Source organism: Herbaspirillum sp. BH-1, assembly GCF_002870055.1.
Classification (GTDB): Bacteria; Pseudomonadota; Gammaproteobacteria; order Burkholderiales; family Burkholderiaceae_D; genus Herbaspirillum; species Herbaspirillum frisingense.
In genome coordinates this window covers 1-13944 of sequence record NZ_PKOI01000015.1, presented here as the reverse complement: position 1 = coordinate 13944, position 13944 = coordinate 1, and the positions used below count along the sequence as shown (strand labels likewise).

Annotated in this window: 11 protein-coding genes and 2 pseudogenes; 3 read left to right on the top strand and 10 right to left on the bottom strand. The window is 62.3% G+C overall.

The window, feature by feature from the left end; translation table 11 throughout:
* Positions 1–36: 36 nt before the first annotated feature.
* On the top strand, positions 37–624 hold the full coding sequence (locus HBH1_RS18070) for a peroxiredoxin (protein ID WP_102663858.1): 588 nt from the start codon (positions 37–39) through the stop codon (positions 622–624).
* Positions 625–741: 117 nt separating this feature from the next.
* Here HBH1_RS18070 and HBH1_RS18065 read toward each other — a convergent pair whose 3' ends face one another.
* Both HBH1_RS18065 and HBH1_RS25660 read right to left on the bottom strand, forming a co-directional pair.
* Positions 742–1281 carry a YggT family protein gene (locus tag HBH1_RS18065; RefSeq protein ID WP_006463601.1) on the bottom strand — a complete coding sequence of 180 codons (540 nt, stop codon included), beginning with the start codon at positions 1279–1281 and terminating at the stop codon, positions 742–744.
* 248 nt (positions 1282–1529) lie between these two features.
* A pseudogene (locus tag HBH1_RS25660) lies at positions 1530–2021 on the bottom strand (histone H1-like repetitive region-containing protein); the annotation flags it as partial.
* Positions 2022–2066: 45 nt separating this feature from the next.
* Between HBH1_RS25660 and HBH1_RS25655 the strand changes: the two are divergent.
* A pseudogene (locus HBH1_RS25655) lies at positions 2067–2408 on the top strand (hypothetical protein); the annotation flags it as partial.
* Between the two features lie 455 nt (positions 2409–2863).
* On the opposite strand, the gene HBH1_RS18055 reads toward HBH1_RS25655, so the two are convergent.
* The 8 genes from HBH1_RS18055 to HBH1_RS18020 all read right to left on the bottom strand — a co-directional run bounded on the left by HBH1_RS18055 (position 2864) and on the right by HBH1_RS18020 (position 12111).
* Positions 2864–4039 carry a ribonucleotide-diphosphate reductase subunit beta gene (locus tag HBH1_RS18055; protein ID WP_006713240.1) on the bottom strand — a complete coding sequence of 392 codons (1176 nt, stop codon included), beginning with the start codon at positions 4037–4039 and terminating at the stop codon, positions 2864–2866.
* Between the two features lie 215 nt (positions 4040–4254).
* Positions 4255–7239 carry a ribonucleoside-diphosphate reductase subunit alpha gene (locus HBH1_RS18050; protein WP_006713238.1) on the bottom strand — a complete coding sequence of 995 codons (2985 nt, stop codon included), beginning with the start codon at positions 7237–7239 and terminating at the stop codon, positions 4255–4257.
* Positions 7240–7624: 385 nt separating this feature from the next.
* Positions 7625–8275, bottom strand: a complete 651-nt coding sequence (ampD, locus tag HBH1_RS18045) for a 1,6-anhydro-N-acetylmuramyl-L-alanine amidase AmpD (protein WP_102663856.1) — start codon at positions 8273–8275, stop codon at positions 7625–7627.
* Between the two features lie 3 nt (positions 8276–8278).
* On the bottom strand, positions 8279–8569 hold the full coding sequence (locus tag HBH1_RS18040; protein WP_006713235.1) for a PP0621 family protein: 291 nt from the start codon (positions 8567–8569) through the stop codon (positions 8279–8281).
* A complete protein-coding gene (locus tag HBH1_RS18035) occupies positions 8566–9378 on the bottom strand; it encodes a cytochrome C assembly family protein (protein ID WP_006713233.1) in 813 nt (270 codons plus the stop codon). Before HBH1_RS18035 ends, HBH1_RS18040 begins: the two co-directional genes overlap by 4 nt.
* A gap of 125 nt (positions 9379–9503) precedes the next feature.
* Complete coding sequence (locus HBH1_RS18030; protein WP_006713231.1) at positions 9504–10313, bottom strand: ABC transporter ATP-binding protein; 810 nt, start codon at positions 10311–10313, stop codon at positions 9504–9506.
* A 1-nt stretch (position 10314) separates the two neighbouring features.
* Positions 10315–11136 carry an ABC transporter permease gene (locus tag HBH1_RS18025; RefSeq protein ID WP_006713230.1) on the bottom strand — a complete coding sequence of 274 codons (822 nt, stop codon included), beginning with the start codon at positions 11134–11136 and terminating at the stop codon, positions 10315–10317.
* Between the two features lie 15 nt (positions 11137–11151).
* Positions 11152–12111, bottom strand: a complete 960-nt coding sequence (locus tag HBH1_RS18020) for an ABC transporter substrate-binding protein (RefSeq protein WP_102663855.1) — start codon at positions 12109–12111, stop codon at positions 11152–11154.
* Positions 12112–12459: 348 nt separating this feature from the next.
* On the opposite strand from HBH1_RS18020, the gene ffh reads away from it, so the two are divergent.
* A complete protein-coding gene (gene ffh, locus HBH1_RS18015; protein WP_077235900.1) occupies positions 12460–13830 on the top strand; it encodes a signal recognition particle protein in 1371 nt (456 codons plus the stop codon).
* Positions 13831–13944 lie beyond the last annotated feature (114 nt).

Below are 13944 nucleotides of genomic sequence, written 5' to 3'. Positions count from 1 at the left end.
CACAGGCCATTCGCAAGACAGACCAGGAGATCGATCATGCCAGACCATTCATCCTCGCCGCGCCCGGTACGTCTCTTCCTGCGCGGCCTGATTGCCGGCGGCGCGCTGCTGGCGGTGACGCTGGCTTCACCGCTGGCGCTGGCGGCACTCAAACCCGGCGACAAGGCCCCCGAGTTTTCGGCGCCGGCCTCGCTGGGTGGACAGGTCTCGACCTTCTCGCTCTCGGCCGCGCTCAAGAAGGGCCCGGTGGTGCTGTATTTCTACCCGGCGGCCTTCACCTCGGGTTGCACCATCGAAGCCCACCTCTTCGCCGAGGCGGTGGATCGCTACAAGGCACTGGGGGCGACGGTGATTGGCGTGTCCGGTGACGATATCGAGACCCTCAACAAGTTCTCGGTCAGCGAATGCCGCAGCAAATTCGCCGTGGCGGCCGATGTCGACAAGAAGATCATGAAGGCCTATGACGCGCAGTTCATGAAGGTGACCGGTTATGCCAGCCGCACGTCCTACGTGATCACGCCCGACCATGCCATCCTCTACGAATACACCGACATGAATCCGGAGAAGCACGTGGAAAACACGATGCAGGCACTGCAGCAGTGGGCGGACCGGCAGAAACGCTGACCGGGGCAATGACGATGATGCCCGCCGTGTCTTCGATGCCCCGGCGCAGCGCTACAAAACAGAAGAGCCGGACAAGTCCGGCTCTTTTTTCGTCCCAGCGATGATCAACGAGGATCGTCAGACCGCTCCGAACAACAGACCGCTGACCACCCGCACGGCGATCTGCAGCAGGATCAGCAGCACCAGCGGCGACAGGTCCACGCCACCCAGGGGCGGGATGATACGGCGCAATGGGCGCAGCAGTGGTTCGTTGAGCGCGCGCACGAAAGGCGCCAGCGGCGCATAGGGATTGACCCAGCTGAAGATGGCTTCGATGATCAGCGTGGCCATGAAGCCATAGCAGATCCATTCGAAGAAGCGCTCCAGCGCGATGAGCAGGATGAGCTTGAAATCAAAATTGGTCTGCAGTCCGAGGATGGCGATGATGGACAGCAGCACGATGATGAAGGCGCCCAGCAGGGATGCCCAGTCATAGGTCCCACCCGGCAGCACCCGGCGCAGGGGGCGTACCAGCCAGTCCGAGAGCTGGTAGACGAACTGGCCCACCGATTGCGGCGGACGCACGCGCACGACCTGCATCCAGAAACGCAGCAGCATGACACCGGCCAGGATGCTGGCAACGGCATTGACGATCATCGTGAAAATACTATGCAGCACAGGGTTCTCCATCAGTGAGAGGCAGGGCACATACTAGAGTGCATGCGACATCGGTGCAATCCTCACGCCATGCACCGAACCAGCGTCGGGGGCAGAGGCGGGCATGCACGATCCTTCATATATTGTGCCATCCCTCGTGATTGCCAGAGCCTTGCGGCCCGCAATGCGGGTATAAAAAAACCGCTGCATGGCGGCATGCCATACAGCGGCTTTTCGTCTGAAGGACTCAGACGGGACGCGCGCCGATCTTACGGACGGCCAGCGCCGGTCGGGAACGGCCATGCGGCGGCCGGGTTCAGCACGGTCTTGGCGGCCGGTGCTGCAGCTGCCGGCTTGGCGGCTGCCTTCTTCGGAGCGGCGGCCTTCTTGGGGGCTGCCTTCGGAGCTGCTGCCTTCGGTGCGGCTGCCTTCGGAGCTGCAACCTTCTTGGCGGCTGCCTTCGGAGCTGCGACCTTCTTGGCTGCTGCCTTCGGAGCTGCAACCTTCTTGGCGGCTGCCTTCGGGGCTGCGACCTTCTTGGCGGCTGCCTTCGGAGCTGCAACCTTCTTGGCGGCTGCCTTCGGAGCTGCAACCTTCTTGGCGGCTGCCTTCGGAGCTGCGACCTTCTTTGCTGCTGCCTTCGGTGCTGCTGCCTTCTTGGCGGCTGCCTTCGGAGCTGCGACCTTCTTGGCGGCTGCCTTCGGAGCTGCGACCTTCTTGGCGGCTGCCTTCGGTGCTGCTGCCTTCTTGGCGGCTGCCTTCGGAGCTGCAACCTTCTTGGCTGCTGCCTTCGGGGCTGCAACCTTCTTCGCTGCTGCCTTCGGAGCTGCAACCTTCTTGGCTGCTGCCTTCGGAGCTGCAACCTTCTTGGCTGCTGCCTTCGGAGCGGCTGCCTTCTTGGCGGCGGCCTTCGGAGCTGCAACCTTCTTGGCTGCTGCCTTCGGAGCGGCTGCCTTCTTGGCAGCTGCCGGCTTGGCGGCGGCCTTCGCTACGGTCTTCTTGGCAGTAGCCGCGACGACCTTCTTGGTGGTTTCCTTAGCGGCTGCTGCCTTCTTTGCCGCCGGCTTCTTGGCCGCGGGCTTCTTTGCTGCTGTTGCCATTTTGTTTCTCCTTCTTCACGTGAATGGAAAAAATCAAGCTTGATATAAGCAACCCGCAAGCGACATCGCGATGACGCGGGCGGGTTATTCATCGGCACAAGCAGCCTGTCGCTTGCGCTAATGAATTCGGCACCAGCTGAACTGCTGCATCCCCTCACCTATGCAGCGCTTCAGCTATCTTGGCGACGCCCCTCCGGTAGTGCCCGCGCAATGGCGCAGGATGAAGTCGACTACGGGAGCAGGCGCGACACCAAAAAAAACGCCAGCGTGTTCAAACGCTAGCGTCGGAATCGCGTTCCTGAAAAACTTCGGCGTTTTTCAAAGGAAAAGCCGCCTGACCCGACACGATGGGGTTAAGCGGCGATAACAGAGAAGAATGGTTCGGTCTCTGACTGTTCATTAATTTGGCGTATGCCTTTCAGTTTCAGCGGCCGGGTATCTTGCAAGCTACCCGACCACCGTTGTGCATCCTGTCTCGCGGAAGAGTACTTCGAGACTGCACGTCATTCCCAACTCAGCGCGCCCCCGGTTTGGTATTCGATGACTCGGGTCTCGAAGAAGTTGCGCTCCTTCTTCAGATCAATCATCTCGCTCATCCACGGGAACGGATTTTCTTCTTGTGCGAACAGCGGGTCCAATCCGATTTGCTGTGCGCGGCGGTTTGCGATGAATCGCAGGTAGCCCTTGAACATGGTGGCGTTCAACCCGAGCACGCCTCGCGGCATTGTATCCTCTGCGTAACGATATTCCAACTCCACCGCGCGTAAAAACAACGATTTGATCTCTTCACGGAATTCAGGAGTCCACAGGTGCGGGTTCTCCATCTTCACGGTGTTGATCAGGTCGATGCCGAAGTTGCAGTGCATCGATTCGTCACGCAGGATGTACTGGTACTGTTCGGCCGCGCCCATCATCTTGTTCTGTCGACCCAGCGCGAGGATCTGCGTGAAGCCGACGTAGAAGAACAGACCTTCCATGATGCAGGCAAAGACGATCAGCGACTTCAGCAGCTTCTGGTCATTCTCCATGGTGCCGGTCTTGAACTCGGGATCGGTCAGCGTATCGATGAAGGGGATGAGGAACTCGTCCTTGTCGCGGATCGAAGCGACCTCGTGATAGGCGTTGAAGATCTCGGCTTCATCCAGGCCCAGCGACTCGACGATGTACTGGTAGGCGTGGGTGTGGATGGCTTCCTCGAAGGCCTGGCGCAGCAGGTACTGGCGGCACTCGGGTGCGGTGATGTGGCGATAGGTGCCCAGCACGATGTTGTTGGCGGCCAGCGAGTCGGCGGTGACGAAGAAGCCCAGGTTGCGCTTGACCAGACGACGCTCGTCCTCGGTCAGGCCGTTCGGATTCTTCCACAGCTCGATGTCGCGCTGCATGTTGATTTCCTGCGGCATCCAGTGGTTGGCGCAGCCGGCCAGGTATTTGTCCCAGGCCCACTTGTACTTGAAGGGGACCAGCTGGTTGACGTCGGTGTGGCCGTTGATGATGCGCTTGTCGGCAGCGTTGACGCGACGGGTGGTATCGACCGCGTCGGCCTTGCCGGCCATGAGCGCCGGGTTCAGCGCAGCATTGGACTGCTGCACGTTGCCGAAGGCAGGTTGCAACTGCGGCTGCGCCATGTTCGGAGTGCGCGGCGCCTGGGTCGGCTTGGCTTCATCATCCCAAGAAAGCATCTGTGGTTCCTCTTTACTGTGTCGGGAGCTGCCGGCCGGTGGCACTGGCTCGGCGGAGTTCCGGGTATCTATCAGGTGACAACGGCGCATCCGGTGAAGTTCACCGCGATGCGCCGACTAGGTTGGGTGGGGCTGGGGGACAGTGTAGCTGCCGGCATCTCGGACGACCTTGATCATCCTCATCGGCAGGCCATCCCGGCCCCCACCCGGGTTGCTTACTGGCAGGCCTCGCACTCTTCGAAGCCGGCGTCGCCCGGACGCATGGTGCAGACCGGACCATCGGCTTCGATGGAAGCGCCCGGGGTCGGCATCACGTAGGCCGCCGAAGCGCTGGCAGCCGAGGCGATGGGGGCGGCCGGAACCGCATTGCCCGAGGCCGAAGCCATGCTGCCGGCGCCGCCGTCGACTGCCACGGCGTTCAATGCACCCGCGCGGGAAGTGGACTTCTCGGTGTGGGTGGCACCGATGGTGCGCAGGTAGTAGGTGGTCTTCAGACCGCGCAGCCAGGCCAGCTTGTAGGTCTCGTCCAGACGCTTGCCGGAGGCGCCGGCCATGTAGATGTTCAGCGACTGGGCCTGGTCGATCCACTTCTGGCGACGCGAGGCGGCTTCCACCAGCCAGGACGGATCCACTTCGAAGGCGGTGGCGTAGATGTCACGCAGGTCTTGCGGGATGCGGTCGATCTTGGCCAGGCTGCCGTCGAAATACTTGAGGTCGGCGACCATCACTTCGTCCCACAGGCCACGGGCCTTCAGGTCGCGCACCAGGTACTCGTTGATTTCGGTGAATTCGCCCGACAGGTTCGACTTCACGTACAGGTTCTGGTAGGTCGGCTCGATGCAGGCCGACACGCCGATGATGTTGGAGATGGTCGCCGTCGGCGCAATGGCCACGCAGTTGGAGTTGCGCATGCCGTGTTCGGCGATGCGCGCACGCAGGGCAGCCCAGTCCAGGGTCTCGGTGGTGTCGGTTTCCAGGTAGCCGCCGCGCTCTTGCGCCAGCAGCTTCAGGGAGTCCTGGGGCAGGATGCCGCGATCCCACAGCGAACCGCGGTAGGAGGCGTAACGGCCACGCTCTTCAGCCAGTTCGGTGGAGGCCATGTAGGCGTAGTAGCAGACGGCTTCCATGGAGCGGTCGGCGAACTCGACGGCGTCCATCGAGGCGTACGGCACGCGCTTGATGTGCAGACAGTCCTGGAAGCCCATGATGCCCATGCCCACCGGACGGTGACGCAGGTTGGAATCACGGGCCTTCTTGACGGCGTAGTAGTTGATGTCGATGACGTTATCCAGCATGCGCATGGCGGTGCGGATGGTCTTTTGCAGCTTGGCATGGTCCAGCTCGCCATTGACCAGGTGCGCCGGCAGGTTCACCGAACCCAGGTTGCAGACCGCGATTTCGCTGTCGTTGGTGTTCAGGGTGATCTCGGTGCACAGGTTGGAGCTGTGGACCACGCCCACGTGTTGCTGGGGCGAACGGATGTTGCAGGGATCCTTGAAGGTGATCCAGGGGTGGCCGGTCTCGAAGAGCATCGACAGCATCTTGCGCCACAGGTCGTTGGCCTGGACCTTCTTGAAGAGCTTGAGCTCGCCGCGGGCGGCCTTGGCTTCATAGCCGGTGTAGGCTTCTTCGAAGGCACGGCCGAACTTGTCGTGCAGGTCCGGGGTGTCGGAGGGCGAAAACAGGGTCCACTCGCCCTTTTCCATCACGCGCTTCATGAACAGGTCGGGAATCCAGTTCGCGGTGTTCATGTCGTGGGTGCGGCGGCGGTCGTCGCCGGTATTCTTGCGCAGCTCGAGGAATTCCTCGATGTCCATGTGCCAAGTTTCCAGGTAGGCGCAGACTGCACCCTTGCGCTTGCCGCCCTGGTTGACCGCCACGGCGGTGTCGTTGACCACCTTCAGGAAGGGGACCACGCCTTGCGACTTGCCGTTGGTGCCCTTGATGTGGGCGCCCAGGGCGCGCACCGGGGTCCAGTCATTGCCCAGACCGCCAGCGAACTTGGCCAGCAGGGCGTTTTCCTTGATGGCTTCGTAGATGCCGTCCAGGTCGTCGGCCACGGTGGTCAGGTAGCACGAGGACAGCTGCGAGCGCAGGGTACCCGAGTTGAACAGGGTCGGGGTCGAGCTCATGAAGTCGAAGGACGACAGCAGGTCGTAGAACTCGATGGCGCGGGCTTCGCGATCGATCTCGTTGAGCGCCAGGCCCATGGCCACGCGCATGTAGAAGGCCTGCGGCATTTCGATGCGGGTACCGCTGATGTGCAGGAAGTAGCGGTCATACAGGGTCTGCAGGCCGATGTAGCCGAACTGCAGGTCGCGCTCGGGCTTGATGGCAGCAGCCAGCTTGGCCAGGTCGAACTGGGCCAGCTTGGTGTCGAGCAGCTCGGCGTCGATACCCTTCTTGACGTATTGCGGGAAGTATTCCAGGTACTCGGCCGGTGCGTCGGCTTGCGCCACTTCCTTGCCGAAGACTTCCTTGCGGATGGTATGCATCAGCAGACGCGAGGTCACCTGGCTGTAGGCCGGGTCCTTTTCCATCAGCGCGCGGGCAGCCAGGATGGCGGACTTGTACAGCTCTTCGACGGGCACGCCGTCGTACAGGTTCTTGACGGTCTCGGCGAGGATGGCATCCGCATCGACATGACCGTCCAGGCCGACGCAGGCGGCGTCGATCAGGGCACGCACTTCGGCGATCTCCAGCGGGCGGCTCTGGCCATCTTCGGTCACGTGCAGTTGCGGGGCGACCACTTCGGTCTTGTTGGCGGCACCCTGCTGGGCGCGCTCTTCCATGCGCTTGGCACGGTACAGCACGTAGGCGCGGGCCACGTCATGCTCGCCCGAGCGCATCAGGGCCAGCTCGACCTGGTCCTGGATGTCTTCGATATGGAAAGTGCCGCCGGCGGGCTGGCGACGCACCAGCGCCGACACCACGTTGGCGGTCAGTTGCTCGACCATCTCGCGCACGCGCGCCGAGGCCGCGCCCTGGCCACCGTTGACGGCCAGGAAGGCCTTGGTCACGGCGATGGAAATCTTGGAGGGCTCGAAACCGACCACGGCGCCGTTGCGGCGGATGATGCGGTATTCGCCCAGACCAGCGGACTGGGATACGACGGTCTGGCCTTCAGCGGAGCCTTCCAGCTCGGCGGACACGCCAAACGGGGCAGGCGATTTGACGGAAATTTCTTGGGTTGAGCGCACTTAGCCTCCTGGATACATGGAGCAGACGAGCGGGGTGATCGCCTGCGTTGCTAATAACTAAACAATTCAATCCCGGCTGCAGGGATTGGAAAACGACGGAAGCGCCGCACAATGACTATCCCTTGCGTGGACATTCATGCTGACGCAAAAACTGCTTGAACCTGATGAGTGGAACGACGGAAATAAAAGAAGGATGAACCGCGGGCGTTGTCGTACTTGGTTACTGCCTCGTGGGTCTTTCACCTTCTGAAGCACTGCCGAAACGGGCCATCTGTGGATGAAGACCCTTGTACAAAAATAAGTTCACCAGAACACTACATCTAGTATCAAAACATCGATTGGGACTAATTCTAGTGGCGCCACTTTGATGATGCAACCGCTATTTCTAGAATTTTTCGTCCGTGGAAGCTTGACTTTTGTGTAGCCCAAGAGGGAAGCGCAATTGCGCCCCGTTAATGATTTTCATCATTTCCTCCCGATAGCGGTCCCAGTCGAAACAGGGACCGGGATCGGTCTTGCGCACCGGCGCGATGTGTTCGTGACCGGCGACAGAGGTGAGGCCATAGCGGGTGGCCAGGGCCTGGGACAGCTTCGCCAGGACCGGATACTGGGCCTCGGCAAAGGGCTCGAAGTCGGTCCCTTCCAGCTCGATGCCGATGGAAAAGTCATTGCAGCGCTCACGGCCATCGAAGACCGACACCCCGGCATGCCAGGCTCGGCGGTGAGCGGGGACGAACTGCACGACCTCGCCGTCGCGGCGGATCAGGAAATGCGCCGAGACCCGCAACGGCCGCAACTGGTCGAAATAGGGATGGGCATCGAAGTCGAGACGGTTGCAGAACAGGTCTGCTATATAAGGGCCACCGAACTGGCCGGGCGGCAGGCTGATGTTGTGGATCACCAGCAGATCCGTCACCACGCCCGCCGGCCGCTCATCGCAGTTGGGCGAGGGCTCGCGACGGGCTTGCCGGCACCAGCCCTCGTCGTCGATATCCCAGGTATTCCAGGTATCAGCCTCGGTGATGGGCGCGCTCATGGCTCAGAAGGAAGCCAGGCGGCGATGCTCTTCCGAGCAGTAATAGGCGCCCGAGGCATGCACCACCGCTTCCGAGGCGGGGAAATGGATGCCGCAATGGGCGCATTGGACCATGGTCTCGACATTGCTGTCGGTGCGACGCCGGAAACGCGAGGGCTTGGGGCGCGGCATGCCGGGTTCGGCACCCGCCTCGCCCTCGCCGGCCGCGTCATTGCCGGCCAGCATGGATTTCTTGGCGCGCTGGAACCACACCACCACGGCCAGCAACACGACCAGCCAGATCAGATATTTCATGTCAGTACCCGATGCAGCACGACTTCAAGCACGAACCGGCTGCCCACATAAGCCAATAAAAGGATGGCGAAGCCGGCCAGCGTGAAGCTGAGCGCAGTCCGCCCCCGCCATCCCTGCCAGCGACGGCCGGCCAGGAGCAGGCCGAACAGCAGCCAGGACAGCATGGTGAAGACCGTCTTGTGGTCCCACCTGAATGGCGTCCCGAACAACTGCTCGGAAAAGACGACGCCCGATAGCACGGTCAGCGTCAGCAACGCGAAACCGAAGGCAATCAGGCGGAACAGCAATTTTTCCATGGTCAGCAGCGCCGGCAGCCGGTCCAGCGCCAGGCCGAACCAGCTGGCCTGGGCAGTCGGCCCGGGGCGGGTATGCAGGCGCGACTCCTGCAATACCATCAGCACCGCATGGAAGGCGGCAATGGTCAGGGTGCTGTAGGCCAGGATGGAGATGGCGATATGCGCCAGGAACCAGTCCGACTTGCCGGCCAGCGCCACCAGGTTGCCGGGGAAGACGCTGGGCAGGATCACCGACAGTGCCGCCACGGGCAGCACCAGCACGCGCATGCTGTCGAGCGAGAAATTGCGATTTTCCAGCCAGTAGGCGGCCACCGAAATCCACAGCGTGGAAGAAAGCATGACCGCAAATCCCACCCGCACGGCGTCGGGCGCGAACATGTCCGACAGCAGTGCCCCACCATGCAGCATCCAGCCAACCACGATGCCCAGCGAGATCGGCATGCGCCGCTGCGAGGGCATGAAGGCGCATGCCAGGTAGAGCAGCGCAGCCAGGATGAAAAAATAAGTTTGCATCGCCCAAGTTTACACTATCTCGGCCGACGACCCGGTTGCGCCTGGTCAGACAAACCGTGCAGAGGGTCCCCGCAAATGCGACACGGCAGGACTGGCCTGCCGTGTCCAGAGGCGGACCTCGGCCCTCAATCGACGGCCGCGGCCTTCATCTCGGCATTGTGATGGCGCTGCTGCTCTTCCATCACCAACTGGCCCAGCTCACGCTTCAAGGCATTGAAGTCGGGATCGGCCGGATCGCGCAGCCGCGGCAGGTTCACCAGCATGTCACGCTTGACCGTACCGGGACGGTAGGTCATGACCACGATGCGGTCGGCCAGGTAGATCGCTTCCTCGATGCTATGGGTGACGAAGACGATGGTCTTCTTGAACTCGTCCCAGATCCGCAGCAATTCGTCCTGCAGGTTGCGACGGGTCAGCGCATCCAGGGCACCGAAGGGCTCATCCATGAGCATGATGGGCGAATCCAGCGCCAGCACCCGGGCAATCGCCACCCGCTGGCGCATGCCGCCCGACAGGTCCTTGGGGAAACGGGTGCGGAAGTCGATCAGGCCCAGCTTGTCCAGCAACTGGGTCACGCGCTGGACGATCTCGGCCTTGGGCGTTCCTTTGATCTGCAGACCGAAGGCGACGTTCTGCTCCACCGTCATCCAGGGGAAGAGCGCATATTCCTGGAACACCATGCCACGATCCGGCCCCGGCTCGCTGACCACCTTGCCATCGGTGAGGATTTCCCCGGTGGACGGCAGGGCGAAGCCGGCGATGGCATTGAGCAAGGTGGACTTGCCGCAGCCGGAGGGCCCCAGCAGGCAGACGAACTGACCGTCGGGAATGTCCAGGTTGATATCCTTCAAGGCGACGACTTCGCGGTCATCGGTCTTGAAGACCTTGTGCACGCCCTGCACGCGGATGCGGGGCGAAGAATTGGCTTGGTTCATGTCAGTTCTCCAGCCCGCGATGCCAGCGCAGCATGTAATTGTTGAGGCGGCTCATGCCCAGGTCGATGGCCAGGCCCAGCAGGCCAATGGTGATCATGCCGGCGATGATCTTGTCCGACCAGAAATACTCACGCGCTTCCATGATGCGGAAACCCAGGCCATTGCTGACGGCGATCATCTCGGCCACGATCACCACGATGAAGGCCGTGCCGATACCGATACGCACCCCCGAGAGGATGTAGGGCACCGCTGCCGGCAACATCACCCGCAGGAACAGCGTGGACTGGCTGGCGCCCAGGTTGCGGGCGGCACGCAGGTAGATGCTGTCGACCTGGCGCACCCCGGCGATGGTGTTCATCAGCACCGGGAAGAAGGCCCCCAGCGAGATCAGGAACAACGCCGGCGGATTACCCAGCCCGAACCACAGGATGGCCAGCGGGATATAGGCAATCGGCGGAATCGGGCGGATCACCTGGACCGTCAGGTTCATGAGGCCATAGATGCGCTGGCTCGACCCCATCAGCAGGCCCAGCGGCAAGGCCAGGCCGGCGCCGATCAGGAAGCCTGCCACCACGCGATAGAGACTGCCGATGGCGTCCATCACCAGTTCACCCGAGAACACCCAGGCCAGCCAGCTGCCGGCCTCGGGGTCATAGGGCTTCAGCGGCGAGGCGTATTCGCCCCACTTCTTGAGCACCGCCCAGGGCGAGGGCAGGATCTGCGGGTTGATCCAGCCGGCGCGGGAGGCCCCCTCCCACAGGGCGATCACCACCAGCGGCACCAGCAACCCCTGGAGGAAGCTGCCATTCTTGTTCTTTGCCATGCAGGATTCCCCTTCTTACTTGAGGTTCATGCTCTTCTTGGCCTGCTCCAGCAGATCGGTCTTCACCCAATCCTTGGCCACGGGCGGCTTGGCCATCTTGCCGGTACCGTACTTGGCCATGGTGTCGGTGGTGACCTGGATGTGCTCGACGGTGATGTCGTAGGCGTAGGGCGAATTGCCGATGGCGTCGTAGAAGTCTTCCTTGCTGATCTGGTTCTTGAAGATCACTTCACGCACGTACTTCTCGGCCACTTCCGGCTTGTCGATGAAGGTCTTGGTCGCCTCCAGGAAGCAGCGCATGAACTTCTCGGCCAGCGGGCGCTTCTCGGTGTAGAACTTCTCGGTCATCACCATGGTGCGGTAGGGCTCACCGATGGGGGTGTCGTAGGGCTTCATCACTTCCACGCCGAAACCCTTGTTGATGGCCTGCGAGGATTGCGGTTCGCTCTGCATCATGGCGTCGATGTTCTTGCCCAGCAGGGCTTGGTTGAGGTCGGCGAAGGCCAGGTAGACGATGGTCACGTCCTTGGCGGTGAGGCCGTTCTGGCCCAGCTCGGCGTCCAGCAGCACTTCATGGATGCCGCCACGGGTCACGCCGACCTTCTTGCCCTTCAGGTCCTTGACCGACTTGATGCCCGAGTCCTTGCCCGCCACCAGACGCGCACCGCCCTTGGCGAAGCCGGCCACCACATAGATCGGTGCGCCGTTGGCGCGACCCGAGATGGCAGCTTCCGATGCAGTGGTACCCACGTCGAGCTCGCCGGCCAGGATGCCCTGCATCACGTCGGGGCCCTTGGCAAAGACCTTTTCATCGACCTTGATGCCGCACTTGGGCGCGATCTCCTTGATGTAGGACACCGCACCATAATGGGCGAACTTCAGGTTGCCCAGACGGATCACATCGTCTGCGGCATGGCTGGCGGTCGCAAAGCCGGCGCTTGCCAGCAGGGCCAGGGCGATCAGTTTCTTGTGCATTTCCTCTCTCCTCTTGTGTGTATCGTTCTTGATGCGGCGGGCCGGCGGCGGCGATGCCGGGCCGGCTGTCTCGATGGCGTTGGCCGCCGCTGCATGGCGGCTGGCCTTGATTATTATTTGCGCTCGGAAAGTCAGCGCCCATGAGTCAGCGCCCATGTATACACAAAGAGGACGGCCTGTACAAGCTGTTAATTTTACGTAGCAGCCCCATCTGGGCCTGCAGGCCCGCTTGCCGACGCGGGCGCAGCAGGGCTCTTCGGTTAAAATGCAGGATTGCCCGTCGCCTGCGGCGCCACCTTGCCGCTCAAGTCCTGGCCCGCGGCCATCCACTCATTTGCAGATATCACCATGCTAGACAACCTGACCCAACGCCTCGCCAAAGTCGTCAAAACCATGCGCGGCGAGGCGCGACTGACTGAATCCAATACCGCCGAGATGCTGCGCGAAGTGCGCCTGGCCCTGCTGGAGGCCGACGTGGCCCTGCCGGCGGTGCGCGAATTCATCGCCAAGGTCAAGGAAAAAGCCCTGGGTGAGGAAGTCATCGGTTCACTGACTCCCGGCCAGGCCCTGGTGGGCGTGGTACAGCGCGAACTGGCCAGCCTGATGGGCGCCGATCTGGGCCCGGAAGCCTCGCAACTGAACTTCGCCACGCAGCCGCCGGCGATCATCCTGATGGCAGGCCTGCAGGGCGCCGGTAAAACCACCACCGTCGGCAAGCTGGCCAAATACCTGCGCGAAACCACCAAGAAGAAGGTGCTGACGGTATCGGCCGACGTCTATCGCCCGGCCGCCATCGGCCAGCTGCAGACGGTGACCGGCCAGGCCGGCGCCGACTTCTTCCCCAGCCAGCCGACCGACAAGCCGGTCGATATCGCCCTGGCGGCGCTGGACTACGCCAAGAAGCATCACCACGAAGTGCTGATCGTCGACACCGCCGGCCGTCTGGGTATCGACCAGGCCATGATGGACGAAATCCGCGCCGTGCACGCCGCCATCAAGCCCATCGAGACCCTGTTCGTGGTTGACGCCATGTTGGGCCAGGACGCCATCAACACCGCCAAGGCCTTCAGCGACGCCCTGCCGCTGACCGGCGTGGTGCTCACCAAGCTGGATGGTGATTCCCGCGGTGGTGCGGCACTGTCGGTGCGTCACATCACCGGCAAGCCCATCAAGTTTGCCGGTGTGGCCGAAAAGCTGGACGGTCTGGAAGCCTTCGACCCCTCGCGCATGGCCAACCGCATCCTCGGCATGGGCGACATCCTGGCCCTGGTCGAGGAAGCCCGCAAGGGCGTGGACATGGCAGCCGCCGAAGGCCTGGCCAACAAGATCAAGGGCGGCGGCAAGTTCGACCTCAATGACTTCAAGGCCCAGCTGTCGCAGATGAAGAAGATGGGCGGACTCACCAGCCTGCTGGACAAGCTGCCGGCGCAGATGCAGGCCGCAGCCGGCAACGCCAACATGGACCAGGCCGAGAAACAGGTGCGTCGCATGGAAGGCATCATCAATTCCATGACCCCGCAGGAGCGTGCCAAGCCGGAACTGATCAAGGCCACCCGCAAGCGCCGCATCGCCGCCGGCGCCGGCGTACAGGTGCAGGAAGTCAATCGCATGCTGTCGCAGTTCGAGCAGATGCAATCGATGATGAAGAAGCTCAAGGGTGGCGGCATGATGAAGATGATGCGCGGCATGAAGGGCATGCTGCCTGGCGGCATGCGCTGACCGGATCACCGAAATCCCTTGCTGGTGCTGGCTTTGCGGCTGGCGCCAGGCATTTCCCGCACGATCTTCCCGCTACCTTTCCCCGCTGCCCTGCCCCCTCCCCCGCTGTATTCC

Excerpts from the sequence above, each read along its gene's own strand:
- HBH1_RS18040 (WP_006713235.1), bottom strand. The coding sequence starts at position 8,569 with ATGAAATATCTGATCTGGCTGGTCGTGTTGCTGGCCGTGGTGGTGTGG.
- HBH1_RS18035 (WP_006713233.1), bottom strand. The coding sequence starts at position 9,378 with ATGCAAACTTATTTTTTCATCCTGGCTGCGCTGCTCTACCTGGCATGC.
- HBH1_RS18020 (WP_102663855.1), bottom strand. The coding sequence starts at position 12,111 with ATGCACAAGAAACTGATCGCCCTGGCCCTGCTGGCAAGCGCCGGCTTT.
- HBH1_RS18030 (WP_006713231.1), bottom strand. The coding sequence starts at position 10,313 with ATGAACCAAGCCAATTCTTCGCCCCGCATCCGCGTGCAGGGCGTGCAC.
- ffh (WP_077235900.1), top strand. The coding sequence starts at position 12,460 with ATGCTAGACAACCTGACCCAACGCCTCGCCAAAGTCGTCAAAACCATG.
- HBH1_RS18025 (WP_006713230.1), bottom strand. The coding sequence starts at position 11,136 with ATGGCAAAGAACAAGAATGGCAGCTTCCTCCAGGGGTTGCTGGTGCCG.
- HBH1_RS18070 (WP_102663858.1), top strand. The coding sequence starts at position 37 with ATGCCAGACCATTCATCCTCGCCGCGCCCGGTACGTCTCTTCCTGCGC.
- HBH1_RS18055 (WP_006713240.1), bottom strand. The coding sequence starts at position 4,039 with ATGCTTTCTTGGGATGATGAAGCCAAGCCGACCCAGGCGCCGCGCACT.
- ampD (WP_102663856.1), bottom strand. The coding sequence starts at position 8,275 with ATGAGCGCGCCCATCACCGAGGCTGATACCTGGAATACCTGGGATATC.